The 14,094-nt window shown below is 41.6% G+C and carries 12 protein-coding genes; 1 reads left to right on the top strand and 11 read right to left on the bottom strand.

The window, feature by feature from the left end; genetic code table 11:
• Positions 1–73: 73 nt before the first annotated feature.
• The 10 genes from ACWI_RS16075 to ACWI_RS16030 all read right to left on the bottom strand — a co-directional run bounded on the left by ACWI_RS16075 (position 74) and on the right by ACWI_RS16030 (position 11,882).
• The gene (locus tag ACWI_RS16075) at positions 74–859 is read right to left on the bottom strand and encodes an ATP-binding protein (protein WP_070372464.1); all 786 of its coding nucleotides are present in this window, start codon (positions 857–859) and stop codon (positions 74–76) included.
• A 26-nt stretch (positions 860–885) separates the two neighbouring features.
• Positions 886–2,784: an anaerobic carbon-monoxide dehydrogenase catalytic subunit gene (cooS, locus tag ACWI_RS16070; protein WP_070372463.1), complete on the bottom strand. Its 1,899-nt coding sequence runs from the start codon at positions 2,782–2,784 to the stop codon at positions 886–888.
• Between the two features lie 283 nt (positions 2,785–3,067).
• Positions 3,068–3,853, bottom strand: coding sequence for a carbon monoxide dehydrogenase/acetyl-CoA synthase methytransferase subunit (acsE, locus tag ACWI_RS16065; protein ID WP_070372462.1), 786 nt, complete (start codon positions 3,851–3,853; stop codon positions 3,068–3,070).
• A gap of 74 nt (positions 3,854–3,927) precedes the next feature.
• Positions 3,928–5,268 carry an acetyl-CoA decarbonylase/synthase complex subunit gamma gene (gene acsC, locus ACWI_RS16060; RefSeq protein WP_070372461.1) on the bottom strand — a complete coding sequence of 447 codons (1,341 nt, stop codon included), beginning with the start codon at positions 5,266–5,268 and terminating at the stop codon, positions 3,928–3,930.
• 19 nt (positions 5,269–5,287) lie between these two features.
• Positions 5,288–6,223 (bottom strand): acetyl-CoA decarbonylase/synthase complex subunit delta, encoded by a 936-nt coding sequence (gene acsD / locus ACWI_RS16055; protein WP_070372460.1) that lies wholly within the window; start codon positions 6,221–6,223, stop codon positions 5,288–5,290.
• 185 nt (positions 6,224–6,408) lie between these two features.
• Positions 6,409–7,065 (bottom strand): DUF3786 domain-containing protein, encoded by a 657-nt coding sequence (locus ACWI_RS16050; protein ID WP_070372459.1) that lies wholly within the window; start codon positions 7,063–7,065, stop codon positions 6,409–6,411.
• Positions 7,065–7,712, bottom strand: a complete 648-nt coding sequence (locus ACWI_RS16045; protein ID WP_070372458.1) for a DUF3786 domain-containing protein — start codon at positions 7,710–7,712, stop codon at positions 7,065–7,067. The genes ACWI_RS16050 and ACWI_RS16045 overlap by 1 nt, the downstream gene beginning before the upstream one ends.
• 15 nt (positions 7,713–7,727) lie before the next feature.
• The gene (gene acsV, locus ACWI_RS16040; RefSeq protein ID WP_070372457.1) at positions 7,728–9,653 is read right to left on the bottom strand and encodes a corrinoid activation/regeneration protein AcsV; all 1,926 of its coding nucleotides are present in this window, start codon (positions 9,651–9,653) and stop codon (positions 7,728–7,730) included.
• A 63-nt stretch (positions 9,654–9,716) separates the two neighbouring features.
• Positions 9,717–10,505 carry an ATP-binding protein gene (locus ACWI_RS16035; RefSeq protein WP_070372456.1) on the bottom strand — a complete coding sequence of 263 codons (789 nt, stop codon included), beginning with the start codon at positions 10,503–10,505 and terminating at the stop codon, positions 9,717–9,719.
• 573 nt (positions 10,506–11,078) lie between these two features.
• On the bottom strand, positions 11,079–11,882 hold the full coding sequence (locus ACWI_RS16030; RefSeq protein ID WP_070372455.1) for an ATP-binding protein: 804 nt from the start codon (positions 11,880–11,882) through the stop codon (positions 11,079–11,081).
• Positions 11,883–11,981: 99 nt separating this feature from the next.
• On the opposite strand from ACWI_RS16030, the gene ACWI_RS16025 reads away from it, so the two are divergent.
• Positions 11,982–12,638: a Crp/Fnr family transcriptional regulator gene (locus ACWI_RS16025; RefSeq protein ID WP_070372454.1), complete on the top strand. Its 657-nt coding sequence runs from the start codon at positions 11,982–11,984 to the stop codon at positions 12,636–12,638.
• Between the two features lie 26 nt (positions 12,639–12,664).
• Here ACWI_RS16025 and ACWI_RS16020 read toward each other — a convergent pair whose 3' ends face one another.
• The gene (locus ACWI_RS16020) at positions 12,665–13,996 is read right to left on the bottom strand and encodes an HdeD family acid-resistance protein (RefSeq protein WP_070372453.1); all 1,332 of its coding nucleotides are present in this window, start codon (positions 13,994–13,996) and stop codon (positions 12,665–12,667) included.
• Between the last annotated feature and the right edge of the window lie 98 nt (positions 13,997–14,094).

The raw sequence follows: 14,094 nt of genomic DNA, 5'->3' as shown, positions 1-14,094 counted from the left end.
ATTCATATGGACTTTTTCCTCCTTAGATTCGTTCAATTAACATTAGATTTTTGTTGCTTTATTAAAAAACTCGTTATTTCTTTTTTTCCTGTACAATTTCCAGAATGCGCTTGCCTAAATTGGCAATGTCTTCTTTCATGACAGGATCGTCATAGGGCGATTTGTTGTTTCGGTCAGATTCTGAAATCGCATCACGGTAGTTTAAGAAACCAATAATGTTTTCAGCTCCGATTTTTTCGGTAAGAAAGGCGATGTCTCCGTCATTCCGGATTTTATTTCCAATAACATAAACCTGTTTTACACCAATATCCGTAGCCATGGATTTGACTTTATGATAAGTTTGAATGCTGCGAACACCCGGCTCAACGACAACGATAAAGGCATCGACGGCACCAGCGGTTCCACGACCCAAATGTTCAATACCGGCTTCCATATCCATGATGACCACATCTTTCTGGTATAAAACCAGATGGCTCATCAGCATCTTTAAAAGCACATGCTCCGGACAAACACAGCCCGATCCGCCGGTATCAACCGTCCCCATCGTCAATAGTTTGACACCATTAAATTCCTTGGCATATCGCTCAGGAATATCAGCTACCTCCGGATTCATTCTAAACATTGATCCAAAAGAACCGGTATCAGCTGCGGTACGCTCTTCAATCATGTCTTTCATTTCAGAAATGGGAACAATACTGGCAATCATTTCTTCGCTCATGCCCAAGGCAAGGCCAAGATTGGCATCGGGGTCAGCATCAACTGTTAACACATTATATCCCTGGTCGGCAAAATATCGGCTCAAACTTGCTGAGATGGTTGTTTTTCCAACCCCGCCTTTTCCTGTTAATGCTATTTTCATTTTATCACCTGTCTATCTTTATATAATTAGATACCTAAAGCAGTTCGTTTAGCTTCCATATCTTCCATGATCTTATCAACCATGACCATTGGATCTTTTTCGAATACGAAGTGGGCACCGATGAATTCCTGGCAATCTTCTGTCAACAGTTTTGTAAAGTTTGGTGATCCCAATACTTGTGGAATAACACCCAGGTAAGTATTGATACCAGAACCAACAACGTAGTTAGCAATAGAAACCGCTTTTTCAGACATCCATTCTGGAGCAATACCAACGACTGGTAATAAGGCTGGATCGATTCCTTTTACGTCAGCACATAAGTTTACAATATGCAGGATACGGCTGATATCAACACAAGAACCCATATGAAGTACTGGTGGAATGTTTACACGTTCACAAACTTCTAACAGACCACGACCACATCGATCTTTTGCTTCTAATGTTAATAAACCAGCTTTTGCAGCCGCTTGAGCAGCACAACCTGTAACAACACAGATAACATCACGTTTGATCAGTTCTTCCATTACGGTGATATGCGCATAGTCATGTTGTTGTTTAGGATTGTTACAACCAACAACACCAGCAGCCCCACGAAGAACACCGGCATAGATAACATCAACTAATGGTTTAACAGTTCCCAAGCCATCTTCTAATTGAGAGTTAACAACTTTGTCTAAATGGTTAATGATTTCTTCTACAGAGTAACCAACCAGGGTATCTTGTTTGATATCTGGAATTTCAACTTTAGCAGCATCTCTGTTCGGGAAGTTTTCAACAGCAATTTTTACGATTTCAGCAGCATTCTCTAAGCCAGTAGCTTCTGAGAATTCAATGTACATGTCACCAGCGATTTTAGCTTTCTGTGAAGTACTGATAAATCGGGTATGGTAAGTTTTAGCCAGTTCTGGCAGTGCCGGGAAGATACATTGAACGTCTACGACAACCGCTTCGATAGCACCAGTGATGATACACATTTCTTGTTGGTAGAAGTTTCCGGCAATTTTAATACCATGTCGCATGGTCATTTCATTACCAGTACAGCACATCCCAACAATGTTAATGCCTTTAGCACCTTTAGCTTTAGCCAGTTCAACCATTGCTGGATCTTGAGCAGCTAATACAAGCATTTCAGAAAGGTTAGGATCATGACCATGAATCAGGATATTAACCATTTCAGAATCAATAACACCCAGGTTAGAAGAAGATGCACGAGCAGTAGGCGTACCGTACATAATGTCAGAGAATTCAGTCCCGATCATGGAACCGCCCCAACCATCAGACATACCGGTTCTCATACCGCGTCGGAAAAGGCTTTCATAGTCAGCGGCACAACCCATATGTGTTGAATGCATTAATGTCGTTACTTCCATATCAATTGCGCGAGGTGCGATATCTTCACGTGCCCAAACTTCCTGACGAGCTTTAGGTGCTCTCTTTAAGAAACGTTGAGTTCCAAACGGTTTTCCGAATTCTTCAAGGGCGATTTCAGCCATTTCATGGGCTAATGCGTAAGTTTCTTTGGTATCCGCATCAACAACGTCCCATTCTTTGGCAATTCGTCGTAATTTTGCTTCGTCACGAATTTTGAAAGGACCTTCAGCTGATGAATGATGCATTGCATGAACGATATCACGGGCATGGTCTGAATGGGCAGATGTTCCACCAGCGACCATTCTGGCAAAGTTTCTTGCTACAATTGTGTCTGCATTCGCTCCACAAATACCTCTTTCAGCACCTTTTCCAGGAACTGGACTAACTCGACATGGACCCATTGCACAAATTCGGCAACATACCCCTGCTTCCCCAAAACCACATTGGGTTTTTTGTGCAGCACGGCGATCCCACATTGTTTCTGCGCCATCTCTCTGAGCTTTCACAAGGGAAGCTTCAGCGACCTTATCGTAGTTTAAAATTTCATTGCTCATATTTTTTCTACCTCTCTAAATTTTATAATTTATATCAAAGCACCTGTTTCGTATAAAAGATATTTTTTACGTATTTGTAAAAAGTTTCGTCATATTGAAAAAATAATCAAATTACCCTTTACAAACATTGTTAAATGTTATACAATGTAGGTGAGTGATACATTATACATAGTTGTTTGCTCCTGACTTTCATCGTAACTTGTGCGGCAAGTGATGAATTAACGTCGGGGGCTTTTTTTTATGAGTATTTTCAAATACCTGTTGTTAATTTATAAAGGTATTTCTAGAACTCAAGTACTGAATCTGCATAAAGGATATTATTTTTGATAATATCGCAAGCTACGATGGTTTCCATTAATCGTTTGTCGCAAGGATTTACGATAGCAGAACTGAATCCACATTGCATAGCCATAGCAACTGTAGCGCTATCTAATAATGGACGGATATGTTTTGGTGCGCCATTCGATACGTTACTTAAACCACCAGTTGTTAACAGACCCATGTCAGTGATCATTTGAATTGCTTCTAATACATCACCTAATTGATCTTGCATTCCTTTGATAACAATGAATAATGGGTCAAACAGTAAATCTGTTGGTTCCATTCCTCGTTCCATACCACGTTCTAATAATTCAGAACAGTATGCAATACGTTCGTCATTGCTTCCTGGTACACCTTCTTTAGAGCAAAGAGCGATAACCATCGCATCATTAGCAGCTGCTAAATCAACGTATTCGATACGATCGCCAGCATCAGCTGAGTTTACGATTGGTTTACCTTTTGATCGGTTATAAACCTGAATACCAGCTTCGATGGCTTTCATGTTAGCTGTATCGAGTGCGATTGGCACGTTATCAAAGTTTTCCTGGAGTAATTTAACACCCCATTGCATTAATTCTTCGCCGCCTTTTTCAGCAGGTCCGATGTTTAAATCAAGATAATCTGCACCAGCATCTAATTGTTCTTTTGCTCTTAAAAGAATTGGCTCTGGATTTCTATCTGCGAATGCCTGACGAATTGCTGGAGAAATACAGTGAATTCTTTCACCAATAACCATGAATTTTGACATATTGTTCCCCTTTCAAATTGAAAAAAATATTTTAGGTGTGCCCGAAGTTATCTTCGGGCACAGATTGATATTATTTATGCTTGCATGTCTCTTAAGAACTTAGGTAATTGCATCGCTTCGTTTGGTCCAACAATAACTTCCCAATCTGGCAGTTCTTCAGCTAAATCACCTTGAAGAACAGCAACCTTACCAGGTAAGATTAACTTACGAGAAGTAGTCATGCTGGCTACGTCTGCTTCTTTAATGAAGTTAGCGATAACGCCAGCGCCAAATTTACCAGCAGCCCAAGCAGTAAGTACTGAATAACCACCAGCATCTGGAATTGCCAGGTAAGCTGGAACTTTAGATCGTTCGATTTCACCAGCAACAACGAAGTAAGATAATGCGAAGTCAACGGTAACAAGAACTGGATCGTTGCCTGTTGGTTTGTTGAATTCATATACTTTCGGTTCAACACGCATTGGTTTTTGAGGATCGGTAAAGATGTTTTGTCTTAAACCAAACAGTGGTAAAGCAGCGTTGAAGTCCATTTCGTCCATAACGATGATCGAACCGTAACGAAGAACGAAAGCCGATGCTAAAGCAATTTGCAGGTTAGTATTAGCTGGTGCTAATTTGTTTGCAAATACAACTGAAGGATATCCGAAGGTACGGTCATTGCCCTTGATTGCTGCTGTACGGATATCAACTGCATTTGCGTAAGCTTCTTTGATTGAAGTTTCGCCAACATTTAATACCAGGTTTTTGTAACCCATTTTTTCGATTTCTTCGACTAAATCGTGTAATGCTTCAATACTGTCTGCAGAAACACCAAGAACAGCATCTGCAGCTTTAGCTACGTCTACCATTGCTGCGGCATTATCTTTGGTTGCGCCCATGATAATTGCGCCTGCGCCAGCACCTGCAACCGCTGCTTTTGCTACTTCAGCATCAGTTGTAACGATCATTGGAATTTTGCCACAGTCAGCTACTTTTTTAACAAGTGCTGCAAATTTAGCTGCATCAGCTGCAAAACGAACGGCAACTATTTCAACGAACATCATTTCGCCGATTCGGTCATAGTTAATTTTTTGTAATGTAGCGCAAGCTGCATCAACATCAGCGTCACTCATAGCATCTGATAATTCTACTGCAAACAGGTTTTTATTAACCAAAGTTTTTTCGTGTCTGAATAATACAGTTTCGCCGCCAAGAGCTTTTTCTGTATCGCCAGAACCAACTTTGATGGTTTTCATTGGAGGAGCTGTAGCTTCTGATAATAATTCTTTAGATTCTTCTGAGATGTATGGACATTTTTCTACAGGTACCCCGCCAGTAGCAGCTTTCATTGAGAAAGCCATACATGTTGGGAAACCACATTCTTTACAGTTTGTTTTTGGTGTGAGTTTAAAGATATCTAAACCTTTTACTGCCATTTGTATTCGCCTTCCTTTCCTAACCTATGATTCCAGCAACTAAAGCTTTAACGGTTTTAGCTGATTCTGGATGTCTTACGATGATAGCGTTTGATCCGCCAACAACACAAGCAGAAGCTGTTGCTACTTCCATACCGATACCACGTGCTTCCTGATCGCCCCATTCTGGTGCATCTTCAATTGTGGAAACCGCTTCTTTTACGCCCCATGCTTCGTTAGAAACATTGGTCATAATTGGCATTTGTAAGGATTCATCGTTTTGACCTAAGCCGGCTAAACGAATACGATCCATGGTTGAAGCAACATATTCAAAACCGTAACCGGCTGCTGCTGTTCCAACATCCATGATAATATCTTTGCTCTTAACACCCAGTTGTGTTAATAAGATGTTTAATTGTTTTGCAAGGTTGATATCTACTGCAGATTCAGCTGATACTTTTTGGCCGTAAGCCATTCCGCCAGCAGCACCAATTGTCTTGTAATTGTCTTCTACTGCAGAGAATAAAACGACATTTTTACCTTCAAGAGCTTTAGCTACTTCTTCAAGCACCTTCGCGTCTTTTTCTGCGTTTTTACATCCTTCTACTACTAAAGGTACGTCGATTGCAGCTTCTACTGCTACGGCTGTTGCAACACAGCTTTCAACTGATGCATCTGCGCCGTTTGGATCTGCACTTTCAAGTTTAACTAATAGGAAATCAGCACCTGATTTTTCTACTGCTGCTTTTGCTAACGCTGCAGGGTTTTTCAAATCATCTCCGTAAAGAGCTTTGAAGCAATCTGCCCACTCGTCAGTTGTGTCTGAAATTGCGATACCAACCGCAGTTTTAAACCCTTCAGTACCTAAAAATGGTAATGAGTTTTCTCCACCTATGCTGATAGCTGCATCTCCAACACCTATCTCACATACGTTGATCTTGCCACTAAATTTTTGTTCTGCTTTTTTGTATGGCATTCTTTGTTTCCTCCTAACCTGTTACCTTTTTTCAAAATATTTATTTCAAAGTTCAAGACTTTAAAACCAAATTAAAACCATTACATATTCTACAGCTTTTTACCTGTATATATAAGTATACACAGATTGTAGTATATTAGTTAAAAGTTTGTCAATTAATTTTCGGCATTTTTCTAAAATTTATCTTAATTTTTTTTAGAGTTTAAAGAGAAAGTAAAGGTTTTCAACGAAATCATCAAAACATCACCTAAAATTGCCAGATCTTTGATGTTAAAGACATCTGTTAATTTCTTGTCGAACAATATCTGCGCTTCAGCTTCGAACTCATCGTCACCAAACCACACTATCCAGACGATATCCACTCCAGGTGTCACTGTGAACTGCCAGGAAAGGTCACCTTTATTATAGGGAACCGCTTGTAGCCTGCTCATATATTTCTTTAGTTGTTCTGGCATTTCGTTGCCTATTTGTGCAAAAACTTGAATGCAGCGTTTGTGAAAATTGGAATAATATAAGGGGCCATCTGGAAATTCTTTGAAACTAATCCACTCGTTGGTGGCTTCTTTTCCGTTGGCATTCATTAAATATCTGAGAATAAAAATTTTGATTGAGTAGTTATCAAATTCTTCACCTTGTGCGTTGCGAACCACTCCACTGGGATAATCGACAAAATACGTTTCTCCCAGAACAATAATTTCAAATCGTCCATTTTCCGGATTATAGGGGCAAGATGATTTTATGCTCATCTCGCCGGGATCGTAATTTATAAATAAATCACGATTAATGACATAACTACTCTCCGAAAAATGGGGATCAATATCCAGTAATTTTGATTGCTTCATTATTTCTTACTGAGTTCTTTAAGTGCCGGTATAAAAATATCGCCCATAACGGCCATATCTTCAGCACTGAAGGCACTGGGAAAATTAGAATCAAACAAGATTTGTGCTTCAGGTGGAAACTCATCATCGCCAATCCAAAGAATTACGGTCATAAACATATTATTGATGACCTCAAACCGCCAGGAGAGATCCCCAATACTTTGGGGTTCAGCACCCAGAATTGCCATCGCTTTTTTCAACCCCTCAAGATTGTAATTAAAGGTAAAGGCAAACCGTTTTAAACAGCGCCCCTCAAAGCAGGGATAGTAAATGTTTCCGCCGGAAACATCCCGATAAGCAATGTTTTCGCCGGTAGCCTTAATCCCTTTGGCATTGATCAGATAGCGTAAAATCATGGTTTTTAGTTTATAATTATCAAAGTCCTGTCCATCCATATCCGTCACATCTCCCTGAGGATAGGCAACCTTATACGGGGTTCCCATCAGCGTAGCGGTAAAGAAGCGCCCTTCTTCATCATAGGGACAGGTGCTGTTTTTGGCAACAGTTTGAGGATCGAGGTCTTTTAACAAGCTCTTGTAGTGTTCGTAGGGTATTTTATCTTTTCTTTTTTCTTCAATTGCGGTTTCATCCCGTAAGGTATTTTCCATTTAAAATCTCCTGTTTCAGTTTTCCAGAGACGGAAATAAATTCATATTGGTATGCGGAATAAAGCAAGCTGAGATAAACTCATCCATATAGGTCGGGTGGACGCTTAATTCCATGTACGTCATATTTTGAGAGATCTCACGGATCTTATCTTTTCCTTCACTGAGGGTCAGGGCCAGATAACACCCCTGCATCGAGCTGTTGCCAATATAGAAATATTTATCGACTGGTATATCTGGCAGCATTCCCAGAGCAATGGCATTGGTGATATCCAGATTCGTGCCGATGCCACCAGCAACATAAATGTTTTCCAGCACATCAATGGGCATATCCAGGCTTTCCATTAAAATATAAATCGCCGAGAACACGGCTCCTTTGGCCTTGATAAAGCTGTCAATATCAATTTCGGTAATGTAAATATCTTTAGAGCCATTATCCAATTCTTTAGAATAGAGATAATATTGACCAATCCCGTATTCGTCAAATTTGATGCGCGGGTGATTCAGATCCCGTTCCATTCGACCTTTGCCGTTGATAATGCCGGTTCGCTTCATTTCACAAATCAGATCGATAATTCCTGATCCGCAAATTCCCACCGGACTGACATGGCCAATGGTATTATAAAAGGGCCTAAGATCTTCTTCATTGATGGTAACTTGTTCGATGGCACCGGGTACGGCCCGGGTGCCACAGCTGATTTCGCCGCCTTCAAAAGCCGGACCAGCTGAACAGGCACAGGTCATTAAGAAATCTTTGTTGCCAAAGACAATTTCACCGTTTGTTCCCAGATCCACCAGCATGGTAAAGTCTTCCCGCATCCATACCGGTACTGCAAAGACTCCAGCGGTAATATCGCCGCCAACGTAGCTAGCCACCGATGGAGCCAGATAAATTTTTCCTTCCGGATTTACATTGATTCCCAGTTCGGCACACTTCATTTCGGGGATATCATTAATCGCCGGGATAAACGGCTCCCGTCTTAAATAGTCGGGATTTAAACCCAAAAGCAAGTGGTTCATGGTGGTATTACCGGCGGCACAGACCTCGTAGATGTCTTCTTTATTAATCCCGACGGTTTTCACCATTTTTTCGATAAGACTATTAATACTCTCATCGACAATGGCATGGCGCAGATTTTCCAGTCCACCGGGTTTTTCCGAATAAACGATCCGGTTAATGACATCTGCCCCGTATTTAACCTGAGCATTCCCCATTGAGGCTTTTGTCAGGATTTCATTGGTGTTCATATCCACCAGACAGGCCGATACGGAAGTTGTTCCAATATCCAAGGCAATGCCGTAGAGCACCGATTTCTCACCATTTGCCGGTTTAACATCGAGAATTTCAGCCACTTCCCGACGCTTTAGATAGACGACTTCGATTAAAAAATCTTTTTTTCTAAAGGCATCCGGCAATTTTTTCATCACATTCAGACTAATGGTGATGTCTTCATAGCCCAGATTTTGTTGAAAATAAAGTTTTAGCCGATCTTCATCAGCGCTATTGTCTTCAATGCTGGGGCACGGCAATTGGATGATCTCTGACCAGAGCCGACTGGCATTGGTCATGCCTTCTTTGATCATTTTCTTGCGAACGTATTTAATGTTTTTATTTTCATTGTTTGAAAGATCGGTAATCTGCATTTCATTGACAAAAGAAGATGCTAAATCCGGTACTTCCACCTCGATATCTTCCATAATGGTTGCATTGCAGGAAAGAACGATCCCATTGGCCATTTCTTCCTCAGAAATATGTCTGGTTTTTTCTGTTTTGACCTGTCCTGATACAATTTTTACCTTGCATTTGCCGCAGGTGGCATTCCCGCTGCAGGGCGAATCGATCATGACGCCAGCTCTTCTGGCCGCATCCAGCAGATTCTCACCCTCACCGGCCACTAAATCAACGGATCTTTTTCCTTTAATTATAAATCGTACCTTACTCATTTAACAATCTCCCCTTTTCCGCAGTTTCCGTCTGAAAGGGCTGATAAACAGCCCCGATCATATTTATTTATTTTTATTATTCTTGATGATTTCCAATTTGTTGACAATATCTCTTAAAGCCATCTTCGCTGGTGAATCAGCGGGCAGCTGAACCAGTGGTTTGCCATAGGCGTCATATTCAAAAACATTTTGATCCAGTGGTACAACACCAATCAGGTCAAGACCCTGTTTTTCGATTTCTTCAGCGGTTCCCTCGTTTAAGATGCCATCGGGTGCCCGATTGACAATCAATTTGATCACGGGTACTTTCAGTTTCAGTTCCGAAACCAGTTCCTTGATCCGACCAACTGCCTGAATCCCCCGACGGGAGCAGTCACTGACTAAAATCAGCATGTCAATTCTTCCAAGAGTTCCCCGGCTTAAATGCTCCATCCCGGCTTCGTTATCAACGATGATATATTGATAATTACTCGCCAGCATATCAAGTTGGGTTTTTAAGATTCCGTTTACATAACAATAGCAACCAGCGCCCTGGCTACGGCCCATAACCAACAGATCATAGCCGTTGCCTTCAGCAACTGCCTGATTCAATCGCAATCTTAAAAAATCGGTTTTCGTCACACCCGGAGGTAGTGGCACACCTTCCATTTCAGCCCGGTTGACTTCTTCTTTAATCTCTCCAATGGAAAGATCAACCTCTTCTCCGAGCACTTCGTTAAGATTGGCATTGGCATCTGCATCCACTGCTAAAATTGGACCCAGACCTTCTGCCACTAAATATTCAATAAGCATACCGGTAAGACTTGTTTTGCCAACGCCACCTTTGCCTGCAACTGCAATATTAAAAGCCATAATGTTTCCTCCATTATCATTTCCCGGTCAATTTTCTTTAAACAGTGTATGTTATTATCACTGTTTTTTCAACAGGAAAAATTCGTATTTTGTCAACTTGTATATATATGTATCGACAGGGCTATCATATCATAATCATTCTGGTTTTACAACATAACTTTATCACTTAAAGCACAAATTAAGGCCTTTGCAAAATATTTCTAAACAATTTTTGCAAAGGTTTACGAAACCATGATAAGACCTGCGTTTTTTTGCATCGGATCTGACCTTCCATGATCTGAAATTCATTTAATTTCTCATTGCCATGGTCCTTCCTTTGTTTATTCTGATCGAAAAAAAGCCATATCCCCGGAGATTCGGGATATGGCCGTATTTTTTAGGCAATAAATTTGAGGACAAATTTTTATCAGTAGGTCACTTATTGAAAACAAATCCGTGTTCATTCATCGTGAGAGACTTCCACGGCAGCAGAAAAATATCAATCAAATGCTTCATGGATTGTTCTTTTGCCGAAACCACATGGATAATGTCTCCACCCGTTTCTGTAATTCGTTGTTTTTTTACGATGGTATTTTAGACATTTTCCAGCACTTTTCCGTCTGTTGTGACGGTTAGCACCTGCCAGGGAATCATTTTTCCGGAATTCTGAAGAGCCGTGGTCACGGCTGCTGTTATACCACCGCAACAGGGAACTTCCATCCGCACCACTGTCACACTTTTGATGTCATTAAGCTTTATTATTTCCGTCAGCTTGTCAGCATAGTCAACGGCATCCAGTTTTGGACATCCAATCAATGTGATTTTATTTTTAATAAAGCGATTATGGAAATCCGCATAGGCATAGGCGGTACAATCTGCCGCAATCAGCAGATGTGAACCATTGAAATAGGGGGCATTAACCGGTGCTAATTTAATCTGCACTGGCCATTGTCGCAATTGTGACTCCGGAGCAGCCGATGCCGTTGATTCCGGCGCTGTTGCTGACTCTCGAACAATCGCCTTGGACGAGGAGCCCGGACACCCACAGGCCAGTGGTTCCAAACCATCATCCGCTGCTGCACTTTCCCGGACAATCGTTTTTGCATGCGTTCCGGGGCAACCACCAGCTTTTTTCTCGCCACTGTTTTGAGCCATTTCTTTCTTTTTCATATTTTCCAGCACGGCAGCTTCGTCATAGGCAGCTGCTTCCCGTTCCACAAAGGTAATCGCCCCAGTGGGACAGCTGGGCAGGCAATCCCCCAATCCATCGCAGTAGTCATCGCGCAGTAGCTTGGCCACCCCATCCACCATACCAATGGCGCCTTCGTGGCAGGCTTCGGCACATAAGCCACAACCATTACATTTTTGTTCATCTATCGAAATTATTTTTCGGATCATCTTTTTTTCCTCCTTGAAATATCATGTATTGATTTCTTGAGCTAATCATAATATAATCTACCCAAAACTACCGTTGCATATGCAACACAAAGGGAAAATATGGATAAAAATATCGAAGTCTTAAGAAAAGTTAAACTATTTGATGGCATTGATGAAAATCTCGAAGCCATGCTGCAGTGTCTCGGTGGTGAGGTAAAAACCTATGATCGGGGGGAAATCATCCTGCTAACCGGCCAACCAGTTCCCGCAGTCGGGGTTATTCTATCGGGAGAAGTTCAGGTTATTCAAGAGGATTATTATGGCAATCGCTCGATTCTTACCGAACTGAGCCCCAGCCATATTTTCGGCGAAGCCTTTGCCAGTGCCGGGGTTAAAGAAAGCCCCGTAACTGTGCTTGCCAAGACCAACGCCAGTGTTATGTTTCTGGGCATCGAACGGATTATCAATACCTGCCCCAACTCCTGCATTTTTCACAATCAGCTTATCGAAAATCTGCTAAAAATTCTGGCCCGAAAAAACATTCTGCTGAGTAATAAAAATCAACTGTTATCCCGTCGAACCATTCAGGACAAGGTCCTCTCCTATTTGTCGCTGCAGGCCGAAAAAAAAGGAAACCTCGCTTTTGAGATTCCCTTTAGCCGCAATGAGCTGGCCGATTTTTTATGTGTGGATCGCTCTGCCTTATCCCGGGTGCTTTCCAAGCTTCAGAAAGAAGGCATCATTGAATACACCAATAACCATTTCAAACTGCTGTAACATTTAATTGCACGGTTTCACAACTTTTACACCGAACTGACACGGTTATCTTTTGCCATATTATTTTCGATATCCTGATAAAGCGTGCGGGAAACCACAATCGAATCGCCGCGGTCATAAAGCCGATCCAGATAATCGAGATAGGCGCCGGGGGTGATGATGCCATTGACCTTGATCAGGTCAATCCCGGTTTTACCGACAATGGTATCGACCAGCTTAACACAATTGGTTCCCAGGGCGTAATAGGTTTTAAATTCATTGCCCTGTTTGAATTTATAAAAACTTGCTTTGGCATCATTATAAAGCTGACTGGAAACATCGGAAAAATCTCTCGGCTCGCCTGCTATTTCACCTTTATCGGCCTGTTCTGCTTTGGGTTCCCAGGGCATTGTTTGCGAAAGCAATTTTTCCAGTTGTTCCTGAACCCCGCTTTTTTGTTCCGGAGTCAGCGACAAACCATATCCCATTAAAATTTTCTTTTCAACTTTCAGGGCTTGTTTTACATGTTCCTCTTTAGGCATCTCCACCAACACACCATCAGCTAAGAATCCTCCTAATTTCCAGGTGGAATCATCATAATTGCCATAACTGTAAACACACTCCCCAATTGAAGCATCCACATGACCCATTCCCGGAATCAACCCTTCTCTGGTGTGGATAAATATTTCCATATCGGTAGTTCTTTCTATGCTGTGGTCTTCCAATAACAACAGCGCATCCGGTTCTTCTTCAACCAGTTGATTGACCTTTTTTAACATCCGCATCGGTAAAAAAGCCGCAAATACCAACGGCAGGGAGACGCGCATGTGCTTCTTGGCTTTTTGAGCACCGCTATTGTGTTTCATTAAACTGACCAGCGCATCGCCGAAGATATTAAAAGCGAAGAAAATCAGATAAACTCCAAAAATGATGCCAAAAATCCGGCCGGTGGTGGCAAAAAAAGCCATGTCAATACCCAGCCCGATATAAACCAGGGCCACCAGCATGGTCCAGCCCCAGGGCGCTCCATCGCTCTTAAGTTTCAAACTACTGATTAAAACAAAACAACCGATAATGATCCCCAGCATACCAATGACAAAGCTGAACGGAACTTTCAAAAATTGCGGGTTGGCGTAGGTAAAAATGCCCCCAAACAGGCATAATAACCCGATCCCCAACTCCTTTAGCCTACTTTCGTCTTTTTTTAAAAAAATGGCTGACAGGTACATTATTCCCACGACGACTAACATAATCGATATGCCGGTGATAATAATATCCCAAGCCAATTTCACGTCTAAAAGCATAATCATGCCGCCAATAAATACGGCAATGGCTATCAATAACCAGACGACCGGTGCGGTGTTTTTGAATGCTGACATAAGAACAGCCCTCCTTTTGGTTTTTTATTCATTTTATCAGAATTCTTCAAAGGCGACAATCGTATTATTTAGCTCAACGGCAATAAAAAAAACTCTGA

The organism is Acetobacterium wieringae (assembly GCF_001766835.1).
GTDB classification, from domain to species: Bacteria; Bacillota; Clostridia; order Eubacteriales; family Eubacteriaceae; genus Acetobacterium; species Acetobacterium wieringae.
This window is presented reverse-complemented; position numbering and strand designations above follow the sequence as displayed.

Coding starts and splice junctions, on each gene's coding strand:
- acsC (WP_070372461.1), bottom strand. CDS start 5,268: ATGGCAGTAAAAGGTTTAGATATCTTTAAACTCACACCAAAAACAAAC.
- ACWI_RS16050 (WP_070372459.1), bottom strand. CDS start 7,065: ATGAAGCAATCAAAATTACTGGATATTGATCCCCATTTTTCGGAGAGT.
- acsV (WP_070372457.1), bottom strand. CDS start 9,653: ATGAGTAAGGTACGATTTATAATTAAAGGAAAAAGATCCGTTGATTTA.
- acsE (WP_070372462.1), bottom strand. CDS start 3,853: ATGTCAAAATTCATGGTTATTGGTGAAAGAATTCACTGTATTTCTCCA.
- ACWI_RS16025 (WP_070372454.1), top strand. CDS start 11,982: ATGGATAAAAATATCGAAGTCTTAAGAAAAGTTAAACTATTTGATGGC.
- ACWI_RS16075 (WP_070372464.1), bottom strand. CDS start 859: ATGAAAATAGCATTAACAGGAAAAGGCGGGGTTGGAAAAACAACCATC.
- acsD (WP_070372460.1), bottom strand. CDS start 6,223: ATGCCATACAAAAAAGCAGAACAAAAATTTAGTGGCAAGATCAACGTA.
- ACWI_RS16035 (WP_070372456.1), bottom strand. CDS start 10,505: ATGGCTTTTAATATTGCAGTTGCAGGCAAAGGTGGCGTTGGCAAAACA.
- ACWI_RS16030 (WP_070372455.1), bottom strand. CDS start 11,882: ATGATCCGAAAAATAATTTCGATAGATGAACAAAAATGTAATGGTTGT.
- ACWI_RS16020 (WP_070372453.1), bottom strand. CDS start 13,996: ATGTCAGCATTCAAAAACACCGCACCGGTCGTCTGGTTATTGATAGCC.
- ACWI_RS16045 (WP_070372458.1), bottom strand. CDS start 7,712: ATGGAAAATACCTTACGGGATGAAACCGCAATTGAAGAAAAAAGAAAA.
- cooS (WP_070372463.1), bottom strand. CDS start 2,784: ATGAGCAATGAAATTTTAAACTACGATAAGGTCGCTGAAGCTTCCCTT.